The 26,821-nt window shown below is 72.4% G+C and carries 27 protein-coding genes and 1 pseudogene; 22 read left to right on the plus strand and 6 right to left on the minus strand.

What is annotated here, in order from left to right:
• Positions 1–23: 23 nt before the first annotated feature.
• The 3 genes from ACTT8P_RS11900 to ACTT8P_RS11910 all read left to right on the plus strand — a co-directional run bounded on the left by ACTT8P_RS11900 (position 24) and on the right by ACTT8P_RS11910 (position 4,296).
• Complete coding sequence (locus ACTT8P_RS11900; RefSeq protein WP_442831555.1) at positions 24–566, plus strand: hypothetical protein; 543 nt, start codon at positions 24–26, stop codon at positions 564–566.
• A 54-nt stretch (positions 567–620) separates the two neighbouring features.
• Complete coding sequence (locus ACTT8P_RS11905) at positions 621–1,925, plus strand: Nramp family divalent metal transporter (RefSeq protein ID WP_442831556.1); 1,305 nt, start codon at positions 621–623, stop codon at positions 1,923–1,925.
• Between the two features lie 124 nt (positions 1,926–2,049).
• On the plus strand, positions 2,050–4,296 hold the full coding sequence (locus ACTT8P_RS11910; protein WP_442831557.1) for a hypothetical protein: 2,247 nt from the start codon (positions 2,050–2,052) through the stop codon (positions 4,294–4,296).
• A gap of 16 nt (positions 4,297–4,312) precedes the next feature.
• Here ACTT8P_RS11910 and ACTT8P_RS11915 read toward each other — a convergent pair whose 3' ends face one another.
• A complete protein-coding gene (locus tag ACTT8P_RS11915; protein ID WP_442831558.1) occupies positions 4,313–5,650 on the minus strand; it encodes a M14 family metallopeptidase in 1,338 nt (445 codons plus the stop codon).
• Positions 5,651–5,851: 201 nt separating this feature from the next.
• Between ACTT8P_RS11915 and ACTT8P_RS11920 the strand changes: the two genes are divergently transcribed.
• Complete coding sequence (locus ACTT8P_RS11920; RefSeq protein ID WP_442831559.1) at positions 5,852–6,214, plus strand: effector-associated constant component EACC1; 363 nt, start codon at positions 5,852–5,854, stop codon at positions 6,212–6,214.
• Positions 6,214–7,947, plus strand: a complete 1,734-nt coding sequence (locus ACTT8P_RS11925) for a caspase, EACC1-associated type (RefSeq protein ID WP_442831560.1) — start codon at positions 6,214–6,216, stop codon at positions 7,945–7,947. Before ACTT8P_RS11920 ends, ACTT8P_RS11925 begins: the two co-directional genes overlap by 1 nt.
• Before the next feature lie 33 nt (positions 7,948–7,980).
• Here ACTT8P_RS11925 and ACTT8P_RS11930 read toward each other — a convergent pair whose 3' ends face one another.
• Both ACTT8P_RS11930 and ACTT8P_RS11935 read right to left on the minus strand, forming a co-directional pair.
• Complete coding sequence (locus ACTT8P_RS11930) at positions 7,981–8,175, minus strand: hypothetical protein (RefSeq protein ID WP_442831561.1); 195 nt, start codon at positions 8,173–8,175, stop codon at positions 7,981–7,983.
• Between the two features lie 8 nt (positions 8,176–8,183).
• Positions 8,184–9,035 carry a helix-turn-helix domain-containing protein gene (locus tag ACTT8P_RS11935; protein WP_442831562.1) on the minus strand — a complete coding sequence of 284 codons (852 nt, stop codon included), beginning with the start codon at positions 9,033–9,035 and terminating at the stop codon, positions 8,184–8,186.
• A 130-nt stretch (positions 9,036–9,165) separates the two neighbouring features.
• Here ACTT8P_RS11935 and ACTT8P_RS11940 point away from each other — a divergent pair, with 130 nt between their 5' ends.
• Positions 9,166–9,639: an ATP-binding protein gene (locus ACTT8P_RS11940; RefSeq protein WP_442831563.1), complete on the plus strand. Its 474-nt coding sequence runs from the start codon at positions 9,166–9,168 to the stop codon at positions 9,637–9,639.
• A gap of 9 nt (positions 9,640–9,648) precedes the next feature.
• Here ACTT8P_RS11940 and ACTT8P_RS11945 read toward each other — a convergent pair whose 3' ends face one another.
• Complete coding sequence (locus ACTT8P_RS11945; protein ID WP_442831564.1) at positions 9,649–11,352, minus strand: chitinase; 1,704 nt, start codon at positions 11,350–11,352, stop codon at positions 9,649–9,651.
• Positions 11,353–11,605: 253 nt separating this feature from the next.
• On the opposite strand from ACTT8P_RS11945, the pseudogene ACTT8P_RS11950 reads away from it, so the two are divergent.
• The 14 genes and pseudogenes from ACTT8P_RS11950 to ACTT8P_RS12015 all read left to right on the plus strand — a co-directional run.
• Positions 11,606–12,448, plus strand: a pseudogene (locus ACTT8P_RS11950) (hypothetical protein); the annotation flags it as partial.
• Positions 12,449–12,898: 450 nt separating this feature from the next.
• Complete coding sequence (gene cpaB, locus ACTT8P_RS11955; protein WP_442831565.1) at positions 12,899–13,606, plus strand: Flp pilus assembly protein CpaB; 708 nt, start codon at positions 12,899–12,901, stop codon at positions 13,604–13,606.
• A gap of 9 nt (positions 13,607–13,615) precedes the next feature.
• A complete protein-coding gene (locus tag ACTT8P_RS11960) occupies positions 13,616–14,872 on the plus strand; it encodes an AAA family ATPase (protein WP_442831566.1) in 1,257 nt (418 codons plus the stop codon).
• 35 nt (positions 14,873–14,907) lie between these two features.
• Entirely contained in the window at positions 14,908–15,285 is a 378-nt protein-coding gene (locus ACTT8P_RS11965) for a TadE/TadG family type IV pilus assembly protein (RefSeq protein ID WP_442831567.1), read from the plus strand.
• A 1-nt stretch (position 15,286) separates the two neighbouring features.
• Positions 15,287–15,637 carry a TadE/TadG family type IV pilus assembly protein gene (locus ACTT8P_RS11970; protein WP_442831568.1) on the plus strand — a complete coding sequence of 117 codons (351 nt, stop codon included), beginning with the start codon at positions 15,287–15,289 and terminating at the stop codon, positions 15,635–15,637.
• Positions 15,638–15,655: 18 nt separating this feature from the next.
• Positions 15,656–16,993, plus strand: a complete 1,338-nt coding sequence (locus ACTT8P_RS11975; RefSeq protein WP_442831569.1) for a CpaF family protein — start codon at positions 15,656–15,658, stop codon at positions 16,991–16,993.
• 10 nt (positions 16,994–17,003) lie between these two features.
• The gene (locus ACTT8P_RS11980; protein WP_442831570.1) at positions 17,004–17,948 is read left to right on the plus strand and encodes a type II secretion system F family protein; all 945 of its coding nucleotides are present in this window, start codon (positions 17,004–17,006) and stop codon (positions 17,946–17,948) included.
• Between the two features lie 12 nt (positions 17,949–17,960).
• A complete protein-coding gene (locus ACTT8P_RS11985) occupies positions 17,961–18,848 on the plus strand; it encodes a DUF5936 domain-containing protein (protein ID WP_442831571.1) in 888 nt (295 codons plus the stop codon).
• Positions 18,849–18,869: 21 nt separating this feature from the next.
• Positions 18,870–20,183 (plus strand): sensor histidine kinase, encoded by a 1,314-nt coding sequence (locus tag ACTT8P_RS11990; protein ID WP_442831572.1) that lies wholly within the window; start codon positions 18,870–18,872, stop codon positions 20,181–20,183.
• Positions 20,183–20,974, plus strand: a complete 792-nt coding sequence (locus tag ACTT8P_RS11995; protein WP_442831593.1) for a response regulator — start codon at positions 20,183–20,185, stop codon at positions 20,972–20,974. Before ACTT8P_RS11990 ends, ACTT8P_RS11995 begins: the two co-directional genes overlap by 1 nt.
• 105 nt (positions 20,975–21,079) lie before the next feature.
• Entirely contained in the window at positions 21,080–21,277 is a 198-nt protein-coding gene (locus ACTT8P_RS12000; RefSeq protein ID WP_442831573.1) for a Flp family type IVb pilin, read from the plus strand.
• A complete protein-coding gene (locus ACTT8P_RS12005; protein ID WP_442831594.1) occupies positions 21,274–21,873 on the plus strand; it encodes a pilus assembly protein TadG-related protein in 600 nt (199 codons plus the stop codon). Before ACTT8P_RS12000 ends, ACTT8P_RS12005 begins: the two co-directional genes overlap by 4 nt.
• A gap of 33 nt (positions 21,874–21,906) precedes the next feature.
• A complete protein-coding gene (locus ACTT8P_RS12010; protein WP_442831574.1) occupies positions 21,907–22,491 on the plus strand; it encodes a hypothetical protein in 585 nt (194 codons plus the stop codon).
• Positions 22,492–22,499: 8 nt separating this feature from the next.
• Positions 22,500–23,114 carry an OmpA family protein gene (locus ACTT8P_RS12015; RefSeq protein WP_442831575.1) on the plus strand — a complete coding sequence of 205 codons (615 nt, stop codon included), beginning with the start codon at positions 22,500–22,502 and terminating at the stop codon, positions 23,112–23,114.
• 13 nt (positions 23,115–23,127) lie between these two features.
• Here ACTT8P_RS12015 and ACTT8P_RS12020 read toward each other — a convergent pair whose 3' ends face one another.
• Complete coding sequence (locus ACTT8P_RS12020; protein ID WP_442831576.1) at positions 23,128–23,517, minus strand: DUF192 domain-containing protein; 390 nt, start codon at positions 23,515–23,517, stop codon at positions 23,128–23,130.
• A complete protein-coding gene (locus ACTT8P_RS12025; RefSeq protein ID WP_442831577.1) occupies positions 23,514–24,149 on the minus strand; it encodes a DinB family protein in 636 nt (211 codons plus the stop codon). The genes ACTT8P_RS12020 and ACTT8P_RS12025 overlap by 4 nt, the downstream gene beginning before the upstream one ends.
• A 142-nt stretch (positions 24,150–24,291) precedes the next feature.
• Here ACTT8P_RS12025 and ACTT8P_RS12030 point away from each other — a divergent pair, with 142 nt between their 5' ends.
• Together ACTT8P_RS12030 and ACTT8P_RS12035 are read left to right on the plus strand one after the other, a co-directional pair.
• Positions 24,292–25,164, plus strand: a complete 873-nt coding sequence (locus ACTT8P_RS12030) for an LLM class flavin-dependent oxidoreductase (RefSeq protein WP_442831578.1) — start codon at positions 24,292–24,294, stop codon at positions 25,162–25,164.
• A gap of 20 nt (positions 25,165–25,184) precedes the next feature.
• On the plus strand, positions 25,185–26,000 hold the full coding sequence (locus tag ACTT8P_RS12035) for a methyltransferase domain-containing protein (protein ID WP_442831579.1): 816 nt from the start codon (positions 25,185–25,187) through the stop codon (positions 25,998–26,000).
• Positions 26,001–26,821 lie beyond the last annotated feature (821 nt).

Genomic DNA, 26,821 nt, shown 5'->3' on the forward strand with positions numbered 1-26,821 from the left:
GTTTGTCGACCATACTGCCCGCTGTGGAGCAGCGCATTGGATCGAGCAGCCAGCCCCTGGAAGGCGCCGGATTCGACCCGGCCTTCGTCCCCGGGCTCACCGCGCCCGGGTCCGGCGAACCGGCGGACGCCAAGCCGGCGGACGTGGCGTCGGCGGACGCCGAGCCGACGGACACCGAACCGGCGGACGTCGCACGGGAGGAGCCCGAGCAGGCCGACGAGGAGGCTCCGGACGAGCCGGCCGCCGACGGCCCGGTCTTCGAGGCGGCCGACCGCCGCGCCCGGATCGTCGCCGACCACAGGGGCGTACGCCTGAGCCTGGACGACCAGGAGTGCGAGTTCCGCTGGGACGAGATCGGCGCGGTCGAGACGGAGACGCCGCGCTTCGGCAAGCGGTTCACGGTGACCGTGCACACGCCGGACCGGCGCTGGTACTTCCTGGAGATCGAGGCGGCCGCCCGCAGCCGCTTCGCCGAGTGGGAGAACGCGCTGGACGCGGTGCTGGACGCGTACTTCGAGGACGCGGCGGAGCCGGAAGCGGAGCAGGAGGAACCGCAGGAGGCGTGAGGATCCCCGCACGCCCTCTTGCCCGACCGTCCGCCGTGAGCTTTGTTGACCTGCATGGCGGACACCACGGGCAACCTCAGTGACACCGGCACTCCCCGCACCTCCAGTTGGCGCCACATCGGCCCCGGCATCGTCGTCGCGGCGACCGGGGTCGGCGCCGGCGACCTGGTCGCCACGCTGATCGCGGGCGCGAACTTCGGCTACACCCTGCTGTGGGCGGCGGTCATCGGCTGCCTGGTGAAGATCTCCCTGGCCGAGGCGGCGGGCCGCTGGCACCTGGCCACCGGCCGCACCCTCTTCGACGGCTGGGCCAGTCTCGGCCCCTGGACCACCTGGTTCTTCGCGGTCTACGTGGTCGTCTGGGGCTTCGTCTACGGCGCGGCGGCGATGTCCTCCAGCGCGCTCCCGCTGCAGGCGCTGTTCCCCGACGTGATGGACCTGAAGTGGTGGGGCGTGGCCTGCGGCGTGGTCGGCCTGGTCTTCGTCTGGTTCAACAAGTACGCGGTCTTCGAGAAGGTCATGACGGTGCTGGTCGGCGTCATGTTCGTGGTCACGGTGTACCTGGCGGTCCGCGTCACCCCGAACCTCGGCGACGCCTTCGCGGGCCTGCTGCCCGTGCTCCCGGACGAGAAGGACTCCGTCCTCAACACCCTCGGCCTGATCGGCGGCGTCGGCGGCACCATCACGCTGGCCGCCTACGGCTACTGGGTCAACGCCAAGGGCTGGACCGGCACCGGCTGGATGAAGGTCATGCGGCTGGACAACCGGGTCGCGTACGCCACCACCGGCGTCTTCGTCGTCGCCATGCTGTTCGTCGGCGCCGAGATGCTGCACGCGGCGCACCTCGCGATCGCCAGCGGCGACCAGGGCCTGGTCCAGCTCAGTGACATCCTGGCGGACGAGTACGGCACGGCGACCGCGAAGTTCTTCCTGATCGGCTTCTTCGCCGCCTCCTTCACCTCGCTGATCGGCGTCTGGCACGGGGTCAGCCTGATGTTCGCGGACTTCGTGGCGCGGCTGCGGGCCGGCACCCGGGCGGCGACCGCCGAGAAGGTCGCCTCCGGCGCCCGCGAACGCTCCTGGCCGTTCCGCGCCTACCTGCTGTGGCTGACCTTCCCGCCCATCGCCCTGCTCTTCCAGGGCCAGCCCTTCCGGCTGGTCATCGTCTACGGCGTGCTGGGCGCGGCGTTCATGCCGTTCCTCGCCCTGACCCTGGTCTGGCTCCTCAACTCCGCCCGTACCCCGCGCGAGTGGCGCAACGGTCACCTGAGCAACGGCATGCTGGCGGTGGCCGGCCTGCTCTTCCTGGTGCTGTGCGTGAAGCAGGTCTGGGACCAGCCGTGGTCGGAGTTCTTCTAGCGCGCGGCCGACGTCTTCGCCGGGCCCCGGCCGTCTGCCCCCAGGTCTGCCCCCGAGGCCCTTGTGCCCCTGCGGGGCCACGGCGGCATCCTTGACTTTCTGTGCCTGAGTGTGGGGAGTGGCGATGCGCGCGCAAGAGGAGCGACCGGGCGGCCGTGGCGCCGGTGAACACCGGCCGGTCGTCGTCGCACCGCCGGTCGACACCTCGGTCCGGGGTGCCGGCGCCCCGGAGTGGACGACCCGGTCCGTCTCCGCACTACAGGGCAAGGCGGGCAACGCGGCGGTGCAGCGCGCGCTGACCCAGCGGCAGGAGACCGCGCCCGTGCAGCGGTCCTTCGGGGGCGAGCTGGGGTCCCTCGGTGTGCAGCACGTCATGGCGCAGCTCCGCAGCCGTTACCCGGGGCAGACCGTGCGGTACAGCGCGGTCAAGGCGGCGTACGACGACCCCACGACGGTCTACTCCTCCATCGAGGAGCTGGCGGCGGCGCTGGGCATCGGGCAGGCGCAGCAGTCCACGTCCGCGCCGGCCCCGCAGCCCGCCGTGACGACGCCCGTGACGACGCCCGCGCCGTCGGCCGCGACCCCGGCCGGCCGCCCGCCGCGGCCCCCGGTGAAGCCCAAGCCGGCCAAGCTCGGCGGTCCGGGGCAGCAGTCGTCCTCGGCGGCGGTCACCGCGGAGCAGGCCGCCCCCGTATCCACCCTGGCCCCGCCCACCCGGGCCACCGCCGCACCTCCGGTGCCCGTGACGGCCGGGGAACGGGCGACCTCCGAGCGCGTCTCGGTGGAGGACTTCGCGGCCAACGCCGCGCAGGCCAGGGACGAACTGGACGACGAGCTGACCACCCCGCGCAAGTACCTGCGCCGACGCGCGGCGAACGGGCTGGACGACGAGGTGTTCCAGCAAATGGCCAAGTCCGTCGCCGGCGCCGGGTTCGACCGGAAGAAGGTCGTGCGCCACCTCACCGACCAGCTCTACAGCTGCCTGGAGTGGACCGGCCGCGCACCCATCGCGGTCTTCACCCACGAGGCGCAGGGCAAGGGCGACCTGATGCTCGGCGTCAAGACCGCCGACGCGCTGCGCGCGAACTTCCCCCGCACCGAGCGCAACAAGAACGACATCTCCCTGATGACCGCCGAAGCGGCCGTCACGAAGCAACCGGGCGTCTTCGCCGACGCCGGGCACCCGTTCACGGTGCTTCCGGGCACCCGCCCCGGCGCACCGGACCTGCCCGGCCGGGGGCCGCTCCATACCGTCGTCGCCCCGCAGCTCCCCGTCACCAAGGACTTCGAGCAGAGCGTCGGCAAGTGGGGCAGCACGGCCTCCGCGATGACCGAGTACTCGAAGCCGAACGCCGGCGGGGCCAACGACCACACCACCGGTCTCGCGCCGAAAGAGGTCGGCATCACCTTCGACGCCGGTCTGCGGGCCTACAAGAAGCAGCAGGACCAGATCCAGGGCGAGGATGCCAAGCGGGCCGCCCGCCTGGAGAACCTCCAGGCGCTCAGGTCCCCCGAACTGCTCGCCGGGCTCTTCCCGGAGAACCAGCAGCAGGCGGCGCGCGACTTCGCGGCCGCCGCCTCCTCGCGGCTGTACTTCGCCTACTCCAACAAGAGCGCCCAGCGGTTCGCGCGCACCGTGGCCGAGCTGGAGCGGGACAAGGGACACGACGTGCACATCGTGCAGTCCACGCCCAAGGGGATGCCCGAGCTGGACGACCGGGTGAAGGCCGAATTGGCCGCGCTCGGCGTGGGCCGGGTCCGGGTGGTGACGGTGGACGGCAAGAGTTCCACGCTGACCAGTACGGACGTGAGCACCGGCGGCACCGGCAAGACGATGCACTGGATCACCACTAACCGCGTCCCGCACGACGACATGCTCACACTGATCAAGGCGAGCGAGCCGATCATGATGGCGACCGGCAACCAGAGCACCTCCGAGGCGCTCTCGGCCGGCAAGACCATCATGTACGAGAGCATCGGCATGGAGCAGAGCCAGGCGTTCCGGCAGGCGCTGTACCAGGGTGCCGGGGTGAGCCAGTCGGACATCCAGAGCATCGCGGCGCTCAGCGCGGACTTCGACCAGCGCAAGCCCGCCCTGGCGCCGCAGCGACCGCAGTTCGCGGCCGCCGCGGCGGCCCTGGACAGGATGCAGGAGCAGGACCGGATGGGGAAGTTCAGCGACCAAGCCGCCGCCACCAAGGACCTCGGCCGCTGGGTCGGCGGACAGCACCTTCGCGACTACCTGATGCGGTCCCCGCTCTCCGCGGAGCTGAGCGACGAGGAGGCCAAGCTGGAGGGCGACTCACGCAACGCCGGCGCCTACCGGGCCTTCGTCGACCACCTGCTCAACCTCCCGGGCGACGGCGAGTAGGCGCCGGGCCGGCCGGTCAGCAGTACTGCGCCTCCTTGCCGATCGACCGGTACATGCAGTCGGCGTTCTCCAGGAGCTGGAGCACCGCGTCCCGGTTGCGGGACGTCTCCCGCTCGATGACCTCGTCGGGCGGGTAGAAGCCGCCCGCGCCGCTGGAGGTCGGGTACATCTCGAAGGTGTACCCGAAGATCTTCTGGCTGCCCCACAGCCAGTCGTCGATCGAGCCGTCCGTGATGTACAGGTCGCTGGACTGCTCGGCGGTGTACCCGTTGCTGGCCGCCATCTTGCCGCCGACCGTGGCGAAGGCGTCGCGGTCGTCCGCCGTCATGCCGGTCGTGGTGTCGGAGTAGGTGTACCCGAACGGCCACAGCACCAGTTCGCTGTACGTGTGGAAGTCGATCCCGGCGGTGATCTGCTGCTGTCCGCCGACCACCCGGGAGCGCACGAAGTCGGCGACCACCTTCACCTCGGGGGCCGACTCGCCGGCCGCGCCGCGGTACGTCTCCGACGACGGTGAGCCGGACGACCCGCCGCAGCAGCCGAACTGATAGGCCCAGTTGCGATTGAGGTCGGTCCCGACGTACGAGGACCCGCTGTTGGGCTGCCGGTTCTTCCGCCACGACCGGTACGACCCGGTGGCGATGTCGTACTCGCCGCCGTCCGGGTTGAGGTCCGGGACGATCCAGATCTCCCGGTTGCTCACCATGTTCGTGACCCGGGAGTCGGAGCCGTACCCCGCGCCGAGTTCGCGCAGCAGGTAGAGCGCCATCTCGACGGTGAGGTGCTCGCGGGCGTGCTGGTGAAAGGTGAACAGCACCTCGGGCTCGGACTCGTCCGTCGCCACGTTGTCGCTGACCTTGACCGCGACGATGTCCCGGCCCTGGTAGGACTTGCCGATCACGCGCTTGCTCATGATGCCGGGGTAGGCGGCGAGCCGCTGGTCGATCTCCGTGTTCGTCTCGGCGTAGTTGTGGTAGCGCGAGTCGGCCGAGGGGAAGTCGAGCAGCCGTACGTCGTCGGAGCCGGCCGACCGGTCGGGCGCGGCGCCCAGCGCGGTGACCTCGTAGCCCTGCGCGCGGAGCTTCTTGATCTGGTCGGCGCGGCCGGAGACCACGACGGTCTCCTCGTCGGCCTCGTCCACAGTGACGCCGGACGCCTGGACCGCGGTACGGGTCACCGGGGTGGTGCGCTGGTGGATCTCGTACTGGCGGATGTCGTCCGCCGATTCCCTGGGCGCCTGCGCGCTGGTCGCCGTGGCGGTGGTGACCGAGGCGGTGAGCGGTGCGCCGAGCGCCAGCGCGAGCAGGGCGGCGAGGACGGTGGTGTGCCTCGTGCCCCGTCTGTGAAGTCGCATGAATTCTCCTGAGTGGGGGGTTGTCTCAGTGCGACGGGCGGGTGGTGCGGATGTGGCGCCCATAGTGGCGGCCTGGCATGAACGGGTCAAGAATGCCTGTCTGGTACGTCGCCCGTTCGGGTGGCCGCCCTCCGGTCGCCTGAGGCACCGGAGCGGCGAAACTACGGTGTGGTGTCCCGAGGAGAAACGGCAGGGACACGCATGCGCATCGACATCCGGCTGGGCCAGGGCGGCGGGCCGGCGGCGGCCGACCTGCACCGTTGGCTGTGCCAGGACCCCCGGGTACGGCGGCACGCGGAGCTGCGCCTTGGGTCCTCGCGGCCGGACACCGCCACCATGGGGACGTTCGACGTGGTGGAACTCGTGGTCGGCCAGGGCGTCGCGGCACTCAACCTGGCCCTGTCCTACGCCGCCTGGCGCGGTACCCGGCCCGCCGCGCCGCCGACCCCCGCCGTGACCTTCACCGTGCACGACGTCTCGATCAGGGTGGAGGGCGAGTGCGACGAGGCGACGGTCCGCCGGATCGCCGAACTCCTCGACCGCGCGGCGCGGGAGCCCGCGTAGTGCCCCAGCCGGACCCCGCCAGGTCCCGGGCGGTCCTGATCGGCGTGGACGCGTACCGGGAGCCGCCGCTGCACCCGCTGCCGTCGGTCGCGGCCGGCGTGTGGCGGCTCAAGGAACTGCTGACCGATCCCGCGGTCTGGGGCCTGCCCCACGGCCACTGCGAGGTCCTGCCCAACCCGGGCTCGTCGGACGAGATCCTGCACACGGTGTACGAGGCGGCGCGGGCCGCCACCGACACGCTGGTCGTCTACTTCGCGGGCCACGGCCGGCTGGTCGGCGGCACCGACCTGCGCCTCATGCTGCCGGCGGCGCACCCCGGCGCGCTCTACGGCGCGGTGCGGTACAGCGATCTGCGGCGCGTCCTGCTGGAGGAACGCCGGGCGGCGAACCAGGTGGTGATCCTCGACTGCTGCTACTCCGGAGCGGCGGTCGAGGAGACCATGGGGGGCGCCGAGGAGATCACGGACCGGGTGGCCGTCGAGCGTTCCTACCTGATGACGTCCTGCGCCGCCCAGGAGGCGGCCTTCGCCCCGCACGGGGAGACGTACCCGGCGTTCACCGGCGCGCTGATCCGCGCCGTCGCGCGCGGTGTCCCGGGCGCCCCCGACCCGTTGCCGATGCGGGATCTCTTCGTCCAGGTACGGCAGGCCCTGAACGCGCGGGGCCTGCCGGAGCCCAAGGACCTGGCGACGGGGGTCGGCCATGAGATCACCCTCGTCCGCAACCGCGGCGGACGCGGTGCCCGGCCCCTGCCGCCGGCCGGCTGGCAGCGACGCTTCCGGGCGCTGTGCCAGGCCGCCGCCACCGCCGCCGTCGTCCTCGCGGCCACCTCCCCGGCCCGGCTGCCGCCGACGCCTCCCGCGGACGACCGGCCCCCCGCGATCGACTACCGCGCCGCCGACCCCTGCGCGCTCACCGACCCCGCCGGGCTCGGCCGCTTCGGACGGGCCGGTCAGGACCCCGCGTACGGCGGCTTCGAACGCTGCGACGTCCTGGTGGAACGCGCGGACGGCGCCGAGATCGACGTCATGGTCGGTTTCGAGCACGGCCAGGAGCGGTCCCCGGCCGGCGCCCGGGGCGGCATCGCGGTGGTACGGCAGCCGGCGGCGAGCGATCGGTGCGTACGGGAACTGCTGCCGGACGGCGACGACGTCACGGTGACCGTTCTGGCGAAGACCGGCGACAGCACGACGGCGCCGCTGTGCGAGATGGCCGATGCCGCCATCGTGTACGCGGCCGAGGCGCTCAGCAAGGGTCTCGCCGAGGGACGGCTGCCCGCCCGTCCGGAGACGTTCCCGGCGGACTCCCTCTTCCGCACCGACGCGTGCACGCTGCTGGACGGTGCGGCGCTGGAGGCGGTGCCGGGGGTCGACGCCGACGATCCGGACACCGGGTTCGGCAACTGGTCGTGCACCTGGTGGAGCACGACCAGTCACCTCCAGGTCGCCCTGCGCTTCGACCGGGGCCGGCCGCCGATGGCGGGGGAGGGCACACCCACCCGGGTCCGGGGCCGCCGCGCGTTCGTCCAGCCGGAGCTGGACGACGCGGACATGTGCCAGGTCCGGGTGGTGCAACGGACGTACTCCGCCGGCCCGGACCGGCCACTGGCGGAAACCCTGGACATCGCGATCAGGGGCGACGGCGACCGTCCCGTCGCCGCGCTGTGCCGCCTGGCGCAGGACCTGGCCGATACCGCGGCGGCCGGCCTGCCGGGGGTCCGGGCGGAACGGTGAACAGTCGGGGCCGAAGTGTCATCGAGTCGGGCATCAGAGCAGGTGGTCGGCTTTGCCCGCCTTGATGTCGAGAATCATGCGGCGCAGCGCGTCACGGCTGTCGGTGAGGTACTCGCCTTCGGCACCGGCTATGGCGATATAGGCGTTGCCTTCGGGGTCGGTGCCGATGCGGAAACAGTTGTTTCCTTCGCCGCAGAACGGGTCTTCCCAGGCGATGTGGTGGGTCACTGAGTCTCCTACAGCTCGTGGGCGATCTTGTGGACGAGTGTTCGTGACGACGCCGGAGGCAATCCTGCCGCGTCCATCCAGTCCAGATGGGCGCGGTACTTGGTGAGCTGCGCTTCGGCGTCGGTGAATTCCGGACCGTGGGCCGAGTCCAGTTGTACGGTGTCGAGCCGTGGAACCGCGCCCTCTGCGAAGAGCAACGCGTGGCCCGCGCCGGGGAAGTCACCCCTGGAAGTCGGGATCACCCTCAGCTCGATGTTCTCGCGGTGGGACTGGTCGACCAGATGGTCGAGCTGCTGCCGGGTCGCCTTCACACCGCCGTAGGGCATGCGCAACGCGGCCTCGTGGACGTAGGCGACGTACGGCAGCGGGTCCGGCCGGTCGAAGACTTGTTGCCGTTCCCTCCTGTGCGCGACGCGCAGTTCGATCTCCAGTCGGGTGAGCGGGGGCAGCACGGCAGCGAAGACCCCTCGGGCATACTCCTCGGTTTGCAGCAGCCCGGGGACGTGCATGACTTGGGCGGTCCGTACGCGCTTCGCGTGCCACTCCAGTTCCGCGATGTCCAGAAGTCCGGCGGACAGTGTCCCGCGGTGCCGTTCCCACCACCCGCGCTCCTTTCCTTCGGCCATGCTCACCAGCGCCTCGATGTAGTCGCCGTCGGTGCAGGTGTAGTTGCAGGCCAGTGTGCGGATGCGCTCCGGGGAGAAGGGCCGGATGCCCGACTCCATATTGGACAGCCGGGTCCTGTCGATGCCGAGCAAGGACGCGGCGTACTCGGTGGTGACTCCCGCTGCCAGGCGCATTTTGCGCAGCTCGGCGCCGAGCCGCTTCTGCCGTTGCGTCGGAGCTGCTCTGGTGGACATGGGCGACAGTTTGCCGCGAGCGTGCCGCTCGGGTCCATCAGCCTCTGGGGGTAATTATCTCCGAATCGATGGACACAGTGACTGTCGTGAGCCTACTTTCAGTGACGCGCCGACTACTGAGGAGTCATCGATGTCCACATCCCGCTGCCTGATCCCCCACCCCGCGGAACCCACCACCCCCCGCCCCGAAACCCTCGCCTACAGCCTCACGCTCCCCGCCGCCGCGACCAGCCCCGCCCTCGCCCGCGCGGCGACGCGCCACGTGCTGCGGGTGCACGGGCTGGCGGAGCTGACGGACCCGCCCGTCCAGGCGGCCGGTGAACTCGCCGCCGTGGCCTACCGGTTCGCGGACGCCGACGACTTCTACCTGAGCCTGCGTTACCGCTTCGGCGCCCTTCGGGTGATCGCCTACGACGACCACCCCCGGCACACCCACCCCCACCTCGCCACCGCCTGCGACGGACGCCGCCGCGCCGCCCTGCGGGTCCTCGCCCGCGTCACCCGGGCCTGTGACGGCACCTGGGGTTTCGGCGAGGCGAGGGAACCCGGCGGCGGGACCCGGATGTGGGCGACCCTGCCGAGGGCGAGCGCGGCGGCGTACTGAACGGCGGGACTACGGCAGCGCGTCCACGTGCGGACCCACCGCCGACGACCACGCGTTGCCCGCCGTCGCGTCCCAGTTCGTCGACCAGGTCATCGCGCCCCGCAGCTCCGGGTACGCCTTCGACGGCTTGAACGAGCCGCAGTTGGTCAGCCTGGTCAGGCAGTCCAGGGCGTTGTTGACCACCGAGGGCGCCACATACCCGCTGCCCGCGCCCTGGGTCGAGGCCGGTACGCCCAGGCCGACCTGGGACGGAGCCAGGCCGCCCTCCAACTGGATGCAGGCCAGCGCGGTCAGGAAGTCCACCGAACCCTGGCTGTAGACCTTGCCGTCACAGCCCAGCATCGAACCGCTGTTGTAGTACTGCATGTTGACGACCGTGAGGATGTCCTTCACGTTCAGCGCCGTCTGGAAGTACGACCCCGACGTCGACTGCATGTCGATGGTCTGCGGCGCCATCGTCAGGATCATGTCCGGGCCCGCCTTCGCCGACAGCGCGCGCAGGGCCTGGGTCATGTACGTCGGATTGAGGCCGTTCTCCAGGTCGATGTCGACGCCGTCGAAGCCGTACGTCTGCATCAGGGAGTAGACCGAGTTCGCGAAGTTCGTCGCCGAGGTCGCGTCCGCGACCGACACCGTGCCCTTCTCGCCGCCGACCGAGATGATGACCTTCTTGCCGGCCGCCCGCTTCGCCGCGACGTCCGCCTTGAACTGGTCGACCGTGTAGCCGTTCAGTCCCGCCGAGTCCAGGTTGAAGGTCACCGCGCCCGGCGTCGTGGTCGCGTCCGCGAAGGCGACGGCGATGATGTCGTACGCGGCCGGGACGTCCGAGATCTTCTGGACCGTCGCGCCGTTGTTGAAGTTCTGCCAGTACCCGGTCACGGCGTGCGCGGGCAGGTCGGACCCCCCGCTGTCGCCGGACGCGGCCGTCCGGGCCGTCACCGCCGCCGACTTCGCCGACTCGCCGGCCGAGTTGGCCGCCGCGACCTGGAACGAGTACGACGTCGAGGGCGTCAGGCCGGTCACGGTCGCCGACGTGCCGGTCACCGCCGACACCTTCGTACCGTCGCGGTAGACGGTGTACCCCGTGGCACCCGAGGCCGCGTTCCAGGTCAGGGAGACGGAGGAGGAGGTGGCGCCGGAGGTGCTCAGACCGGCCGGGACGCCGGGGACCGTGATCTCCGGGTCACCGCCGCCGCCCCCGTCCGGGCCCTGCACCGAGATGTCGTCGGCGTAGTAGGCGGGCTGGCCGTACCAGCCGTGGGTGTACACCGTCACCGAGGTGGTCGAGGCGCCGGTCGTGAAGGTCGTCGACAGCTGCTTCCAGGACGACGAGTCCGGCGTCCAGGTCGACACGTCCGTGGTACCCGTGCCGGTCACGCCCAGGTAGGCGTACCCGCCCTGCACCCACGCGCCCAGCGTGTACGTGGAGTTGGGGACCACCGCCACCGTCTGCGTACAGCGGGCGTTGTCCTGTCCGCTCGGCGTCGCCTTCAGCGCGGCGGAGCCGCCGTGCACCGGCGAGGTCACCGTCGTACCGCTGCCCGCCGAACAGGTCCAGCCGCTCAGCCCGGACTCGAAGCCCGAGTTGCTCGCGTTGTTGACGTCGGCGGCGGCCGCCGGGCCGACGGCCGTGACCGCCAGGGCCAGCGCGGCGGTGACGGCGCCGGCCCAGCCGCCGGTCCGTCTGAGGTGTCGTCTGCGTACGGGGTCCACTGGTGCCTCCGGGGGGAAGTAGGGGGACGGTGGCCACCGTTGGAAGTACAAGGTGGTCCAGACCAATTGACCTGTCAAGAGGCACGTGGAAAATGCTCAACCTGTCCCGATTTGGAGCCACTTGTGCGACGCGAGTTGTTCCGCAGCTACAGAAACGCTGTTCTCCGGTCACAGACGCGTGGATACAGTGCTCGGGTAGTCACGCAGTGAAGTCATCAGGGTGTACCGGAGTGACACCGGTGCACCGACGGGCATGGGAGACGGGGAGCCGCGCGTGCCAACTGCCATTGCCGTGACCAGTGCCGACCTGGCACTGCCGCCACAGGACGAACGGACCATGCCCGCGATCGTCCTCCAGGACGTCGAACAGCGGCCCCTGGACCAGGTGCTGGCCGAGCTCCAGACCCTGGTCGACCAGTACGGACATGTCATCGTGGTCTGCTCACCGGCCGCCCCGGCGGGGGTGGAACGGCGGCTGCGCACCGTCCGCTCGCTGCTGGAGAGCGACCGGATCGCCCTGTTCCGGCCCGACCTGCCGCCGCTCGGACTGGCCGTCCTGGTCCGGCAGTTGCGCCAGCTCGCCTCCTGCGACCTCAGCCCCGGGGTGCTCGCCTCGGCGGGCCGGCTGCTCACCCACTACATCCATGCCGGCGCGCTGCTCGGCTCGGTGGCCCGCCTGGACCGGGTGCCGGTCGGGCTGAAGGCGCACGCCAAGTCCTGGGTGCCGGGCAGCCAGTTCGCGGTGCTGGCCCATCCGCAGCCGCAACTCGTCCGGGTCGGCCCCGAAGCGGGGCTCGGCGGCCCGGAGTTCGGCACCTGGATGCTGGTCGCCAAGGGGCAGCACCCCGCCGACTGGGTCACCGACACCCTCGCCCCCTCCTGGCACGTGCTGGGCCTGCGCGAGATGCCGCTGCCCGCCGAGTCCCCGGCCTGGTGGGGAACGGCCCGGGTGACCGAGTTCTGCGCCTTCCTGCCCGACCTCTCCGTCCTCTACCAACTGGTCACCTCGGTCCGGCAGAGCACCTGCCACTGGTGCGGCATCGACGTCATCGGCGACCGGTGCGTGTTCTGCTCCGCCGGCCCGCCGCCCACCGAGGCCCGGCACCGGGCGGCCGCCCGCGGCGCCCTGCCGCACGACGACCGCAGAAGCCTCCCGGCCGGCGCCGGCGCCGGTGCCGAGCGCCCCGGCCGCGGCTCCGGCGGCAGCCCCAGCGGCGCCCCGAACGGAACCTCGTACGCGAGCCCGTACGGAATCCAGTACGGCCGGCACGCGAGCCGCACCACCACCGGCGGCCGGTACGGGAGCCAGTACGGAATCCAGTACGGCGGCGGCCCACCGGACGGCCCCCCGGACGGCCCCGCGAACGGTGCCCCGGAGCGCCCCGCGAACGGCTCCACGGCCGGACCCGCCGCCCCCGTCCCGGACAGCCCCCCGCGCGGCGCGCTGCCCGCCGGCCCCAGCGGGTGACGGCGTGTCCGGCCCGCGTCCCGAGCCCTCCGCCCCAGCCCCCGCCCGACCGACAGCACCGGTGAGGTTGTACGGCCCATGAACTCCCGTCAGCGCCGCGGCGTGATCCTGCTCATCCTGTCGGTCCTGTGCGCCTTTGGCGCCTTCGCCGGCGTCCTGTCCGTCATCAACGACGTGCAGTCCAAGGTCGGCCCGGAGGTCACCGCGTACCGGCTCAAGGACGACATCGCGCCGTACACGACCCTCAGCGCCGGCCAGTTCGAGAAGATCGAGATGCCCGAGCGGTGGCTGTCCGACAACGCCGTCACCGACCTCGCCGCCATCCGCGGCAAGATCGCCGTGACCACGCTCAAGAGCGGCTCCCTGCTCCAGAGCGACATGATCGTCGACCAGCCCGCCCTCCAGCCGGGGCAGCAGGAGGTCGCCATCATGATCGACGCGGCCACCGGCGTGGCCGGCAAGATCACCCCCGGCTCCGCGGTCAACGTCTACGCCACCTTCGAGGGCGCCCGGGAGGGCGACCCCGACCAGTCGAAGATCATCGTGACCAACGCCAGAGTCCTGGACGTCGGCAAGCTGACCTCGCTGGAACCCGACGAGAACAGCACCCGCCGGGACGCCTCCGAGGCCGTCCCCATCACCTTCGCGCTGTCCGCCCTCGACGCCCAGCGCATCACCTACGCGGAGTCGTTCGCCCAGCGGGTCCGGCTCGCGCTGGTCGCCCCCGGCGGCGACACCACCGTGCCCGAGCAGGACCGGACGTACGAACTCGCGAAGGACAAGTGAGAGGCCCGGATGGTCACCAGGATTCTCCCGGCGGTCGGCGACGCGGACGCGGTCCGGTCCCTCACCACCCTGCTCAGCCAGCTCCCCGACGCCGAGCCGGTGGCCCCCGTCACCGACTCCACCCAGCTCATCGACACCCTCGCCCGGCTCGCCGCCGAGTCGGTCGAGGAACTCCCCGAGGTCGTCGTCGTGCACGAGCGGATCGGCCCGGTGCCGGCCCTCGAACTGATTCGCGAGGTCGCCCTGCGCTTCCCCGCCGTCGGCGTCATCCTGGTCAGCTCCGACGCCAGTCCCGGCCTGTTCCAGGCGGCCATGGACTACGGCGCCCGGGGCCTGATCGCCCTCCCCCTCAACTACGAGGAACTGGCCGGCCGCGTTCACGTCGTCGCCCAGTGGGCGGTCGGGGTGCGCCGCCACCTCGGCAGCGGCGGCGACGTCTTCGCCGGCACGGGCGGCACCGTCGTCACCGTCAGCGGCGCCAAGGGCGGCGTCGGCACCACCGTCACCGCCGTGCAGCTGGCCCTGGCCGCGCAGGCGTCCGGCCGGGCCACCGCGCTGCTCGACCTCGACCTCCAGACCGGCGACATCGCCGCCTACCTGGACGTCCAGTTCCGCCGCTCGGTGGTGGACCTCGCCACCATCACCGACATCTCGCCGCGTGTGCTGGCCGACGCCGTCTTCCGGCACGACAGCGGCCTCGCCCTGCTGCTCGCCCCCGCCGAGGGCGAACGCGGCGAGGACGTCACCGACCGGGCCGCCCGGCAGATCGTCGGCGCCCTGCGCTCCCGCTACGACGTCGTCGTCATCGACTGCGGCGCCCAGCTCGGCGGGGCCGGCGCGGCCGCCGTCGAGATGGCCGACACCGCGCTGCTGGTCACCACCCCGGACGTGGTCGCCGTCCGGGGCGCCAAGCGGGCGGTGCGGATGTGGGACCGGCTGCAGATCCGCAAGGCCGAGGAGACCACCGTGGTCGTCAACCGGCACACCCGCGGTACGGAGATCCAGCCGCCGCTGATCGGCCGCATCACCGGCACCGCGGTCGCCGCCACCACCATCCCCGCCCACTTCAAGGAACTCCAGGCCGCCGTGGACGCCGGCCGGCTGCACGAACTGGATGGCCGGGGCACCGTACGGCAGGCCCTGTGGGGCCTCGCCGCCGAACTCGGCCTGGTCAAGGCGCCCGGCACCGCCGTGCAGAAGAGCGGCCGGTTCCGCGGCGACCGGGGCGCGGTGACGCTGCGGCGGCGCAGGGGCGGTGCGGGATGAGGACGCCGTTGCGTCAGGCGCAGGGGCGGTGCCGCATGAGGACGCCGTTACGTCAGGACCGGGGCCAGGTCACCATCGAGTTCCTCGGCATGACCCCGGTGATCCTGGTGACGCTGGTGGTGCTGTGGCAGCTCGTGCTGGTGGGTTACACGTACACGCTGGCGGGGAATGCCGCCGACGAGGCGGTACGGGCGGGCACCGCGGCCGCGCCGGGGGAGCGGGGGGCCGCCTGCCGGGCGGCCGGCCTCGACAAGCTGCCGGACGCGTGGAGCGGCAGCGCCAACTGCGCGACCGGGGGCGGATATGTCACGTCGACCGTCGAACTCCAGGTCCCGGTGCTCTTCCCGGGCGCCTTCGGGCTGCCCTTCACGGTCCGCGGCCACGCGGGCGCGGTCGAGGAGGAGACGGACTGAGATGCCGTACCGACGCGAGCGCGGCGACCGGGGCCAGGTCGCCATCGAGTACCTCGGCTTCCTGCCGGTCCTGGTGCTGGTCGCGCTGGCCGCCGTACAGCTCGGCCTGGTCGCCTACACCGCCCAGCAGGCGGGTACGGCGGCCCGGGCCGGGGCGCGGGCCGCGTCGCTGGACCTCGGCGCCCAGGACGGCTGCGCCCGGGCGGTCAGCGACTGGCTGTCCGTCGGCTGCACCAGTTCCGGCGGCGGCGACGAGGTCACCGTCACCGCCACCGTCGACATCCCCTCCGTCGTCCCCGGCTGGGACTTCGGGACCGCCACCAGGACCGCCACCATGCCGCTGGACCACTGAGCTAGGAGCACCGGACGCATGAGCCTGCGCGCGCGCATCCACTCCCCCGAGGAGCACGGCAGCCGGGGCGAGGACGGCCACCTGGTCGCCTCGTACCGGTCCAAGCTGCTGGAAGAGATCGACCTGGCCGAGATGAGTTCGCTGGCCGCCGCCGAGCGGCGGGCCCGCCTGGAGCGGGTGCTCGGGCACATCATCAGCCGCGAGGGCCCGGTCCTGTCGACCGTCGAACGCTCGCAGCTGATCCGGCGGGTGGTCGACGAGGCCCTCGGCCTCGGCATCCTGGAACCCCTCCTCGAAGACGCCTCCATCACCGAGATCATGGTCAACGGGCCCGACGCGATCTTCGTGGAGCGCGGCGGGAAGGTGGAGCAGCTCCCCATCCGGTTCGCCTCGCACGACCAGCTGATGCAGACCATCGAGCGGATCGTCTCCACCGTCAACCGGCGCGTCGACGAGTCGAACCCGATGGTCGACGCCCGGCTCCCGTCCGGGGAGCGGGTGAACGTGATCATCCCGCCGCTCTCCCTGACCGGCGCCACCCTCACCATCCGCCGCTTCCCGCGCTCCTTCACCCTCCAGGAGCTGATCGGCCTCGGCTCGCTGGACGAGCACATGCTGTATCTGCTGGCGGGGCTGGTGCGGGCCCGGTTCAACATCATCGTCTCGGGCGCCACCGGCACCGGCAAGACCACCCTCCTCAACGCGCTGTCGGGGCTGATCCCGGAGCACGAGCGCATCATCACCATCGAGGACTCCGCCGAACTCCAGCTCCAGCAGTCGCACGTCATCCGCCTGGAGTCGCGCCCGCCCAACGTCGAGGGCAAGGGCGTCATCACCATCCGCGACCTGGTCCGCAACTCGCTGCGGATGCGGCCCGACCGGATCGTCGTCGGCGAGGTGCGCGGCGGCGAGTCCCTGGACATGCTCCAGGCCATGTCGACCGGCCACGACGGCTCGCTCGCCACCGTGCACGCCAACAGCGCCGAGGACGCCCTGATGCGGCTCCAGACGCTGGCCTCCATGTCCGACGTGGAGGTGCCCTTCGTCGCCCTGCACGACCAGATCAACAGCGCCGTGGACGTACTGGTGCAGCTCACCCGCTTCCCGGACGGCGCCCGCCGGATCACCGAGGTCGCCCTGCTGGCCAGCCACGGCGGGGAACCGTACCGGCTGACCACGGTCGCCCGGTTCCACGCCCAGCCGATGACCCCCGACGGCCGCGTGCACGGCGGCTACGAGCACCATCCGCTGCCCCGCCGCACCGCCGACCGCCTGCACATGGCCAGCCAGCCCGTCCCGCAGGCGTTCGGCGTCGCGCGCACGGCGGAACAGCTCGCCACCCGAGAGACCCGGTAGGAGCCTGCCGATGGAACTGTCCGCCCTCGTCCCGCTCACCACCGGCATCACCCTGCTGACCTGCGTGCTGGCCGTCGCCGGCCTGCACTCCTACGCCGCCGGACGGGCCCAGCGCCAGGCGCTGGTCGACCGGCTGGCCGCCACCGGGCAGACCACGTACGCCGGCCGCCGCCGGCACTTCCCGAACCTGGACCGCAGGCTGCGCCGCACCCGGCTCGGCCGGGACCTCGAACTGCGGCTGTCCGCCACCGGCCTGGACGTCACCCCGGGCGAGTTCTTCGTCTACATGCTGGCCACGGTGGCCGGCCTCTGGCTGATCGGCCAGGCCGCGCTGGCTCCGTTCTTCGGCCCGCTGGCCGGGGCGCTCGGCGTCTGGGTCGCGGTCCTGTTCCTCAACTGGCAGCGCCAGAAACGCATCGAGAAGTTCATCAACCAGCTCCCCGAACTGGCCCGCATCCTCGCCAACGCCACCCAGGCCGGACTCGCCCTGCGCACCGCCGTCGGCATGGCGGCGGAGGAACTGGAGGCCCCGGCCGGCGAGGAACTCGGCAAGGTCGCCAGCCAACTCGCGGTCGGCGCCTCGATGGACGACGCGCTCGGCGAACTCGCCGCCCGGCTGCCCTCCCGCGAACTCGTCGTCCTGGTCACCACCCTGGTGCTGTCCAACCGGGCCGGCGGCCAGGTGGTCAGCGCCCTGCGCAACCTCACCGAGACCCTGGAGGAGCGCAAGGAGACCCGGCGCGAGGTCCGCACCCAGCTCTCCCAGGTCAACATGACCTCGTACGCCGTCCCGGCGCTCGGCGTCGGCTCGCTGTTCCTGATGAACGGGGTGAAGGACGGCGCCCTGGAACGCATGACGGGCTCCCCGGCCGGACAGATCGCGGTCCTGGTCGCCTTCACCCTGTACGCCATCGGCTTCGTCCTCATCCGCCGCCTGTCCCGTATCGACGTCTAGGGAGGTCATGTCATGGCACTGCTGCTCGCCGCCCTCATGGGCCTGGCCGTCTGGGGCGTCTTCGCCGGCATCCGGATGTACCGGGCGGACGCCAAGCTCCCCAGCGACCTGGTGCTCGCCCTGGAGATCGGCGCCACCCGCACCGGCGCCGTCGACTCCCTCATCGACCGCATGGGCATGCGCTACGCGCCCGCCGTGCTGCGCCTGATGGGACCGGGGCGGGTCGCCAGGTACCGCCGCCGCATCGACCTGGCCGGCAACCCCGGCGGCCTGACCATCGACCGCTACGCCGCCCGCCGCGCGGTCTACGGCGCACTGGGCGCCGTAGGCTTCCTGGTCTTCCTCCTCCGCGGCCAGTACCTGGTCGCCCTGCTCCTGCTGGCCTTCGGCGCGTTCTGGACCGAGGTCGGCATCTGGTCCGCGATCCGGGTCCGCAAGGACGTCATCGAGCGCACCCTGCCGGACTTCCTGGACGTCCTCGCGGTCGTGGTCAGCGCCGGCCTCGGCTTCCGCCAGGCCCTGGACCGGGTGGCGACCCGCTACGAGGGCCCGTGGGCCGACGAACTCCGCATCACCCTGCGCCAGATGGACCTGGGCATGAGCCGCCGCCAGGCGTTCGCGGAACTGCGCCGGCGCAACGACTCCGAACAGGTCGCCATGTTCGTCACCGCGCTCCAGCAGGGCGAGGAACTGGGCGCCCCCATCGTCGACACGCTGGTCTCCCTCGCCAAGGACATGCGCCGCACCGACGCGCAGAACGCCCGCCGCAAGGCCGCCCGCGCGGTCCCCAAGGCCACCATGATGATCACCACGTTCATGGTCCCGGCCACCATGATCCTGCTCGGCGCCGGACTGATCCTGGGCTCCGGCACCGACTTCGGCACCATCACCGGTGAGTAGGCGAGGCGGGTGACGATGCTCATGGAGAGGCGGACCGGGCTGCCGCGCCGCCGCGCCCACACCCCGGGGACGGGGGCGGCCGGCCCGGCCCCCGCGCTCGGCCTCCAGGTCAACGCCCTCCAGGCGCTGTGCCGCCAGGTCTTCGGCTTCCGGCTGGCGATGATCGCGGTGGCCGCCCCCGCCGCCCTGCTCAACGCCAGCCCCGGCACCGGCGCCCGGCTGGTCGGCGCCGCCGTGGTCGTCACCTTCATGGGCTCCTACGTCCTCTTCCGCGACTGGGAACGCTTCGGCCCCCTGCTGCTGCGCCACCCCACCCTGCTGGCCGCCGACACCCTCTTCGGCGCCCTGCTCCTCTTCTCGGCCGGCCCCGACACCACCCTCGCCTACGTCAGCGTCTGCACCCCGCTGCTGGCCGGCCTGGTCTACGGCTGGCGCGGCGCGGCCGGCTTCGCCTCGCTCCAGTCACTGATCCTGCTGCTGGCCCAGGCGACGGCCCGCGACTTCGCGCCGAGCGTCGCGGAGTCGTTCCTGCTCCCCGGCCTGTGCGTCATCGGCGGCGCCGTGGGCTCCAGCCTGCGCGGCCTGCTGCTCCGCTACGGCACCGCCACCCAGGCCCTCACCGCCGTGCAGGCCCGGCTGGCCGCCACCGAGGCGGTCGGCGCCGAACGCGCCCGGCTCGCCCGCGAACTGCACGACTCCGTCGCCAAGACGCTGCACGGCGTCGCCCTCGCCGCCGACGGTCTGGCCGCCTCGGCCGCCGCCGACCGCGCCGACCCGGACCTGATCCGCCGCCAGGCCGACCTGGTGGCCCGCTCGGCCCGCCGCGCCGCCGCCGAGTCCCGGGAACTCCTCGCCGACCTGCGCCGCGAGTCCGACCCGGACCACGGCACCGACGTCCTGGTCGAACTCGCCGCCCGCACCCGGGACTTCGGCACCCGCACCGGACTCCCGGCCGCCTACCACCCCACCGGCGACCACGCCGTCCCCCCGGTCGCCCCGGCCGTCGCCCGCCACCTCCTGACCATCGCGGAAGAGGCCCTGGACAACGCCCACCGGCACGCCACGCCCACCCGGGTCGACGTCCGGGCGGGCGTCCACGACGACCACCTCGTCATCACGGTCGAGGACGACGGCACCGGCCTGCCCGACGGCACCTCCCTGGCCCGGCTGCGCAGAACCGGCCACTTCGGCCTGGTCGGCATGGCGGAACGGGCCGCCGCGATCGGCGCCCGGGTCCACGTCGGACCGGGCGAGCGGGGCCGGGGCACGCGGGTCCGGCTGACCCTGCCGCTGGCGGCCCTGGCCGCCCTCCCCCCTGTTGAGGAGACAGCATGATGACGTCCCCGCCGCCCCCGGTCCCGGCGCCCCCGACCACGCTGCGGGTCGTGATCGCCGACGACAACCCGGTCGTCAGGGCCGGCCTCACCGCCCTGCTCACCGGCCATCCCGGCATCACGGTGGTCGCCGAGGCCGCCGACGGCCAGAGCGCCTGCGCGGCCGCCGACCGGCACCGCCCCGACGTGATCCTCCTGGACGTCCGCATGCCCGGCGTCGACGGCCTCACCGCCCTGCCCCACCTGGTGCGCGTCGCGCCGGTGCTGATGCTGACGTACAGCGGGGAGTCCGAGACGGTACGGGAGGCGCTGCGCCGGGGAGCCGGGGGCTACCTGGTGCACGGCGAGTTCACCGCGGACCAGCTGATCACGGCGGTACGGGACACCGGAGCGGGTCGCACGCACTTCTCGCCGACGGCGGCGGGGGCGGTGCTTCAGCAGCTCAGGAGTGCGAATGCATACGGTGATGCGGTGGCGCATCCTCCGTATAGCACTGTCTATAGCGCTGTCTCGCAGGCGAGTTCACCCCGTTCGCTGGAAAACCTTTCGCGAATGCAATCGGATGTGGGACAGTCGTCAGGTGGCAGGGCGGGGTTCCGGCTGAGTGCCAGGGAGGCGGAGATCATGGACCTCATCGCGTCCGGCATGACCAATCAGCAGATCGCCGGGGCCTGCTTCATCAGCGAGAAGACGGTGAAGAACCACATCAACCGCATCTTCGCCAAGCTGCACAGCGCCAGCCGCGCCGAGGCGAGTGCGAAGTGGCTGGGCAACTGGAGTGATCCCCGGTGAGCCGCGCGAAGTGGGCCCGGCTTTGGGCCCTGGGACCCTCGGCGCCGCGGACCGCCTCCCCGTACGGTGCCGCCACCGGCACCGGCCACCGCGAAGGGGACCACCATGGGCAACTGGCTGCACACCACGGTCGCTTACCTACAGACCCGCGCCGCCCGAGGCGACAAGGGACAGACGGCGGTGGAGTACCTGGGGATCATCGCGGTGGTGGTGGCGATCGTGCTGGCGATCACGGGGACGAGCATCGGGCAGACGATCTTCGACGCGATCACCACCAAGATCAGCGAAGTCACCGGCGGCTGAGGCCGTTTCGGCAGCACGGCGACGCAGGGCAGGCTTTCCCCATCTACCTCACGGTGGTGGGCGGCCTGCTCTTTCTCGCGTTCGCGTACCTCGCAGTCGGCCAGGCGGCGGCCAATCGCAACGGCGCCCAGACGGCGGCGGACGCGGCGGCACTGGCGGCCGCCCAGGAATACCGTGACCAACTGGCGGGAGCCTGGGTGGTGAACCTGCTCGACCCCACCAAGTGGCAGGAGATCCTGGAGGGCGAGTTCGCGGGCCTGGGCTCCACGTGCTGGCGGGCGGACCAGCTGGCGGCCCGGAACGACGCCCAGGTGCTGGCCTGCGGCCCCGACGGACCGCTGGGCTTTACGGTCGAGGTGCGGACCGACAAGCCGGTCGGGGACTCCATCGTCCCCGGCACCGAGAACCAGAGGTCCCGGGAGACCGCCACGGCCGTGATCGAGCCCCGGTGTACGTTCGACCTCCCCGACGGCGAGACGCCCGACGAGGAGCTCCCGCCACTCGACTGCGACGGCGAGATCTGGGAGCCCGACCCGGCGGACCGCGCGGCTCTCCCCGATCCCGAGGACCTCTTCGACGTCCACCTGGCCGACTGACAGCGAACGACGAGTGATGAAGGAAGCAGAGGCATGAGCGTTTGGATCACCGCCAAGGTCCGCAGAAGTGCGGCCGCCGTGGCCGTAGCGGCCGGGCTGGCCCTCTGCTCGGTCGGCTGCGGCGGAGACGGAGACGGAGAGGGCAAGAACCCGCAGGCATCGGCGTCGACCCCCACCGCGGACCAGCCGGCGCCCACCACGCAGAACGGTGACTCGAAGGAGCCGCTGGCCGAGCTCAAGGGGTCCGACGGGCTGTTCCTGCGGATCACCTCCGTCGAGCGCGACGCCGGCGGTTTCGTCACGGTGAACGCGGACTTGAAGAACGACGGCGACAAGAGCATCACCGTTCCGTCGGCGCTCAGCGGCAACGAAACGGAGATCACCAGGAACGGCAGGTCGTTCGGCGGGGCCACGCTCGTCGACCCGAAGGGCAAGAAGCGCTACTACGTCCTCCGCGACACCGACGGCCGCCCCCTGACGACCACCGGCTTCTCGACCATGAAGGCCGGTGAAACCCTCGCCGTCTTCATGCAGTTCCCCGCCCCGCCGGCCGGCACCACCGAGGTCACCTTCCAGCTGCCGACCTTCGCCAGCGCGACCCTCTCCATCTCCGGGTGAGGCTCCCCATGAACCGCACCCGACTCGCCGCAGCCCTCGGCGTCGCCGCCCTCCTCGCCACCGGCGCCGCGCCCGCCCACGCCGACGACACCCCCAGCGTCCCCCCAGGCACCGAGGCCACCGCCGCCGCCCCCGTGGAAGTGGATCCCAACGACCCCGATCTGAAGCTGCCCGAGGGGGCCACCCTCGGGGACCCCAAGGTGCTGGACATCAAGTCGGTCGTCGAGGACCAGAGCGGGGACGAGCGCCGGGAGGACACCAACACGGACGTGAAGTTCGCGCTCCAGGCCGAGGTGCTGTTCGGCAAGGACAGCGCGACGCTCGGCGGCGAGGCCAAGTCCCGGATCGCCGGTATCGCCGCGGAGATCAAGGCGCAGAACGCCACCAGCATCCGCGTCTTCGGCTTCACCGACAACCTCGGCTCCTCCGCCCACGGCGACGTGCTGTCCAAGAAGCGCGCCAACGCCGTGCACGACCTGCTCTCCCAGGCCCTCAACGACCCCGGCATCACCTACGAGGTACGCGGCTACGGCGAGCAGTACCCGATCTCCGACAACTCCACCGAACCGGGCCGCAAGAAGAACCGCCGGGTCGAGGTCTCCTTCCCCCGGACGGAGAACTGACCCCCCGTATCCATCAGTCCGGACGCACCTCCGCCCGGACCTCCACCCGAACCCCCGCCCGCACCCCCCACCCGGCCATCGCCCCCGCCGCCGCCTCCAGCACATGCCGCGACCGAAGCCGGGGCAGGCCCAGCCGCCCCGGCCGCATCGTGCGGACCGCGAGCACCCGGAACCGCCGGTCCAGATACGCCACGTCGATCGGCATCCGCATCCGGAACGTGTGCACCGACCCGGCCGGCGTCAGCAGCATCGCCCCCGCCACGGCGTCCCGCCCCAGCAGCCCCCGGGTACGGGCCCGATAGGACGCCGCGATCTCCACCGGCACCCGGACCGCAGTCCCGTCACCCGCCGCCCCCGGCACGACCAGCGTGCCCCGGCCGTCCGCCCACCGGCGCCCCCTCACCGGACCGCCCGCCCGCCGGACGCCCGGTACAGGTCGCGCAGCAGGGCGATCTCCGCGCCGTGGTGCAGCAGTTCCTGGTTGACCCACCACACGATGTCGAGGAACGGCTCCTCCGCGTCACTGCCGTGCGGGTAGGTGCACCGGCCGACCGTGTCCAGGTCCGCCTCGTCCGTGCCCAGCAGCGCCCGCCGCCACGCCGCCGCCCCGGCGTCGAACGCGGCGACCGCCTCCGCCGCGTCCCCCGGGACCGGGATGTCGTCCCGCGTCAGCGCGTGGCTCCCGGCCGTGTGGTCGGCGCGCAGCGCCAGCATCTCGGCGAGGTGGCTCAGCCGCCAGGCGAGGGTGGTGAAGGGCGGCGGCCACGGGTGCGGGTAGGGCGCCGCGTCCCGTCCCCACGCGCCGGCGCGGGCGCCCGCCAAGGACTCCGCCCGCGCCCCGGGCCCGTCCGTCCGCCGCCGTACCGACCAGCACCGCGGCACCGGCTCCCAGAAGTACTCCGCGTCGGTCAGCGGACCGACCGCCGTCTCCGACCCGTCCCCGCTGTCCATGACGGGCCCGGTCAGCCGCGCGGCCAGCCGGCCCCGCGCGAAGTCGAACTGGTCCAGCGGGGAGGCCAGACGAGGTGGAATCACTGCATGCTCCTGTCACCCGACTCAGCTCAGCACCGCTCAACACAGCACCGCTCAACACAGCACAGCACAGCACAACACCGCACGGCCGCCACCGCACCGAAATCCCGTTGTACGGCCGATCACCACCCGGTAGGAAGAGGCCATGACGACACTCGGCGCCGTGTTCCGTCCGCAACTCGCCCCCGAGCGGCTGCGCGCCGTGGCCCGCACCGCCGACGAGGCGGATCTCGACGAACTGTGGCTGTGGGAGGACTGCTTCCGCGAGGGCGGCGTCTCCACCGCCGCCGCCGCGCTCGCCTGGACCGACCGGACCCGGGTCGGCCTCGGCCTGCTCCCCGTACCGCTGCGCAACGTCGCCGTCACCGCGATGGAGGCCGCCACCCTGCACCGGATGTTCCCCGAGCGGGTCGTCCTCGGCGTCGGCCACGGCGTGCAGGACTGGATGGGCCAGGTCGGCGCGCGGGCCGGGTCGCCGCTGACCCTGCTGCGCGAGTACGTGACCGCGCTGCGCGCCCTGCTGGCCGGCGAACGGGTCAGCACCGAGGGCCGCTACGTCCGGCTCGACGACGTCGCCCTCGACTGGCCGCCGCGCGGTGGCGCCGAGGTGTTCGTCGGCGCCACCGGCCCGCGCACACTGCGGCTGTCCGGCGAGGTGGCCGACGGCACGGTGCTCACCTCGGCCACCTCGCCCGCCGGGGTACGGGAGGCCCGCCGGCTCGTCGACGAGGGCCGGGCGGCGGCCGGGCGCACCGACGGACACGAGATCGTCGTCCACCTCCTCACCGCCACCGGCCCCGGCGCCGAAACCCGGCTGCGCGCCGAACTCGCCGCCGAGGGCCTGGACTCCGTACCGGGCCTGGGCGTCGCCGGGAACGCGGCCCGCGTCTCGGAAGCCGTCGAGCGGCTGGCCGAGGCCGGCGCCGACACGGTCGTCCTCCAGCCGACCGCCGACGAACCGGACCCCGAGGGCTTCATCCGCTTCACGGCGGAAGGCGTCGGCCCGTACATCGCCTAGCCGTCCTGGGAGCCGCACCCATGCGCCGCTACGAAGACCTGGTCGCCGAAGCCGTCGCCGCGCCCACCGAGGGCTGGGACTTCTCCTGGTTCGAGGGGCGGGCCACCGAGGAGCGGCCCGCCTGGGGGTACGCCCGGTCGCTGGCCGGACGGCTGGCCGGGGCCGGCGCCGTGCTGGACGTGCAGACCGGCGGCGGCGAAGTACTGGACGGCGCGCTCGGCGCGGCCCCGCGCCCGCCCCGGCTCACCGTCGCCACCGAGGGCTGGGCACCGAACGCCGCCAGGGCCACCGCCCTGCTGCGGCCGCGCGGCGTCGCGGTGGTCGCCGTACCGGAGGACGCGCCGCTGCCCTTCGCGGACGCCGCCTTCGACCTCGTCACCAGCCGGCATCCGGTCACGCCCCGGTGGGCGGAGATCGCCCGGGTACTGCGGCCCGGCGGCGGCTACTTCGCCCAGCACGTCGGGCCCGGCAGTGTCTTCGAGCTGGTCGAGTACCTCCTCGGGCCGCGGTCGCGGGCGAGCCGCCGGGACCGGCATCCCGAGGACGAGCGGGCCGCCGCCGAGGCCGCCGGGCTGGCGGTGGTGGAGCTGCGGGCCCAGCGGCTGCGGATGGAGTTCCACGACATCGGCGCGGTCGTCCACTTCCTGCGCAAGGTGGTGTGGATGGTCCCGGGGTTCACCGTCGAGGCGTACGAGCCCCGGCTGCGCGCCCTGCATCAGCGGATCGAGACCGAGGGGCCCTTCGTGGCCCACAGCTCCCGGCACCTCGTCGACGCCCGCAAGCCCGGCCGGCCCACCGGCACCGGCACCGACCCCAGCACAGAACCCTTCGCGTAGTTCGCTGTGATCCGCCCGGTAGCTCCGCCGAGAATCTCCACCCGGTTTCCACATCGTTATCCCGCACGGCGTCCCGCGACTCGATCGAGCCGTGCGGGATCGCGTAAGTTCGGACCAACTTGATTCGCGTGAGCAAAGCCACGTGGGTGGCACCGCGCAGCGGAGGGGGCTGCGCGGTGCCGGGTCAAGTGCGCGTTCGCCGGTGATGTCACCCGACAGGGGGAACCGGGGGCGCTTCACCGAACGGGGGCAGGCGCGCGCCGGACCCTGTGCAACGTCTCCCATGGCACCCGGTTCCCCTGGGACTGGGCTGTGTTCCGGCCATGATTCCCGCCTGAACCGGGGGTCCGACGGCCACCGTGGCGTCGCCGGACGAATTCGGAGAGTAGTTGTTTGGCGCCGATGTGCCCAGTAGCCCTCACGAAGGGTTATGGTGGAAACCCCCCCTCGGGCCGGTCCGTATCCCCCCCACGGACCGGCCCGTTTTTCTGTGTGGCCGGACCCGGCCCCGCCGCCCCCGCCCCGCCGGCCCCAGCGGCCGTCCCGGGCGCCCCGCGAGCCAGGCGTAACGAACAGTTCACCGGCGCGCCGTCATATGCCGGGGCATGGCCGCGGTTCTTCCAGGGCATAAAGCAACCAGGTCGACACCCGAACCACGGGTGTCGGTTCTCAGCGGGCGGCACGGGGCCGTCCCGCCCGGGAGGCCCTTTGCACCAGCCCGACCGTGCGGTCATGGCACGGGAGACGCAGCGGAGGGCCGGTCCCCGGCCCGTGCGATGTGTGCATCGCGGCCGTCGACCGGTCCAGCCCCACTCCGTCGC

This window comes from Streptomyces sp. JW3 (assembly GCF_052216785.1).
In the GTDB taxonomy this organism is placed as follows: Bacteria; Actinomycetota; Actinomycetes; order Streptomycetales; family Streptomycetaceae; genus Streptomyces.

Coding starts and splice junctions, on each gene's coding strand:
- ACTT8P_RS11905 (WP_442831556.1), top strand. CDS start 621: ATGGCGGACACCACGGGCAACCTCAGTGACACCGGCACTCCCCGCACC.
- ACTT8P_RS11910 (WP_442831557.1), top strand. CDS start 2,050: ATGCGCGCGCAAGAGGAGCGACCGGGCGGCCGTGGCGCCGGTGAACAC.
- ACTT8P_RS11915 (WP_442831558.1), bottom strand. CDS start 5,650: ATGCGACTTCACAGACGGGGCACGAGGCACACCACCGTCCTCGCCGCC.
- ACTT8P_RS11920 (WP_442831559.1), top strand. CDS start 5,852: ATGCGCATCGACATCCGGCTGGGCCAGGGCGGCGGGCCGGCGGCGGCC.
- ACTT8P_RS11935 (WP_442831562.1), bottom strand. CDS start 9,035: ATGTCCACCAGAGCAGCTCCGACGCAACGGCAGAAGCGGCTCGGCGCC.
- ACTT8P_RS11940 (WP_442831563.1), top strand. CDS start 9,166: ATGTCCACATCCCGCTGCCTGATCCCCCACCCCGCGGAACCCACCACC.
- cpaB (WP_442831565.1), top strand. CDS start 12,899: ATGAACTCCCGTCAGCGCCGCGGCGTGATCCTGCTCATCCTGTCGGTC.
- ACTT8P_RS11960 (WP_442831566.1), top strand. CDS start 13,616: ATGGTCACCAGGATTCTCCCGGCGGTCGGCGACGCGGACGCGGTCCGG.
- ACTT8P_RS11965 (WP_442831567.1), top strand. CDS start 14,908: ATGAGGACGCCGTTACGTCAGGACCGGGGCCAGGTCACCATCGAGTTC.
- ACTT8P_RS11970 (WP_442831568.1), top strand. CDS start 15,287: ATGCCGTACCGACGCGAGCGCGGCGACCGGGGCCAGGTCGCCATCGAG.
- ACTT8P_RS11975 (WP_442831569.1), top strand. CDS start 15,656: ATGAGCCTGCGCGCGCGCATCCACTCCCCCGAGGAGCACGGCAGCCGG.
- ACTT8P_RS11980 (WP_442831570.1), top strand. CDS start 17,004: ATGGAACTGTCCGCCCTCGTCCCGCTCACCACCGGCATCACCCTGCTG.
- ACTT8P_RS11985 (WP_442831571.1), top strand. CDS start 17,961: ATGGCACTGCTGCTCGCCGCCCTCATGGGCCTGGCCGTCTGGGGCGTC.
- ACTT8P_RS11990 (WP_442831572.1), top strand. CDS start 18,870: ATGGAGAGGCGGACCGGGCTGCCGCGCCGCCGCGCCCACACCCCGGGG.
- ACTT8P_RS11995 (WP_442831593.1), top strand. CDS start 20,183: ATGACGTCCCCGCCGCCCCCGGTCCCGGCGCCCCCGACCACGCTGCGG.
- ACTT8P_RS12000 (WP_442831573.1), top strand. CDS start 21,080: ATGGGCAACTGGCTGCACACCACGGTCGCTTACCTACAGACCCGCGCC.
- ACTT8P_RS12010 (WP_442831574.1), top strand. CDS start 21,907: ATGAGCGTTTGGATCACCGCCAAGGTCCGCAGAAGTGCGGCCGCCGTG.
- ACTT8P_RS12015 (WP_442831575.1), top strand. CDS start 22,500: ATGAACCGCACCCGACTCGCCGCAGCCCTCGGCGTCGCCGCCCTCCTC.
- ACTT8P_RS12030 (WP_442831578.1), top strand. CDS start 24,292: ATGACGACACTCGGCGCCGTGTTCCGTCCGCAACTCGCCCCCGAGCGG.
- ACTT8P_RS12035 (WP_442831579.1), top strand. CDS start 25,185: ATGCGCCGCTACGAAGACCTGGTCGCCGAAGCCGTCGCCGCGCCCACC.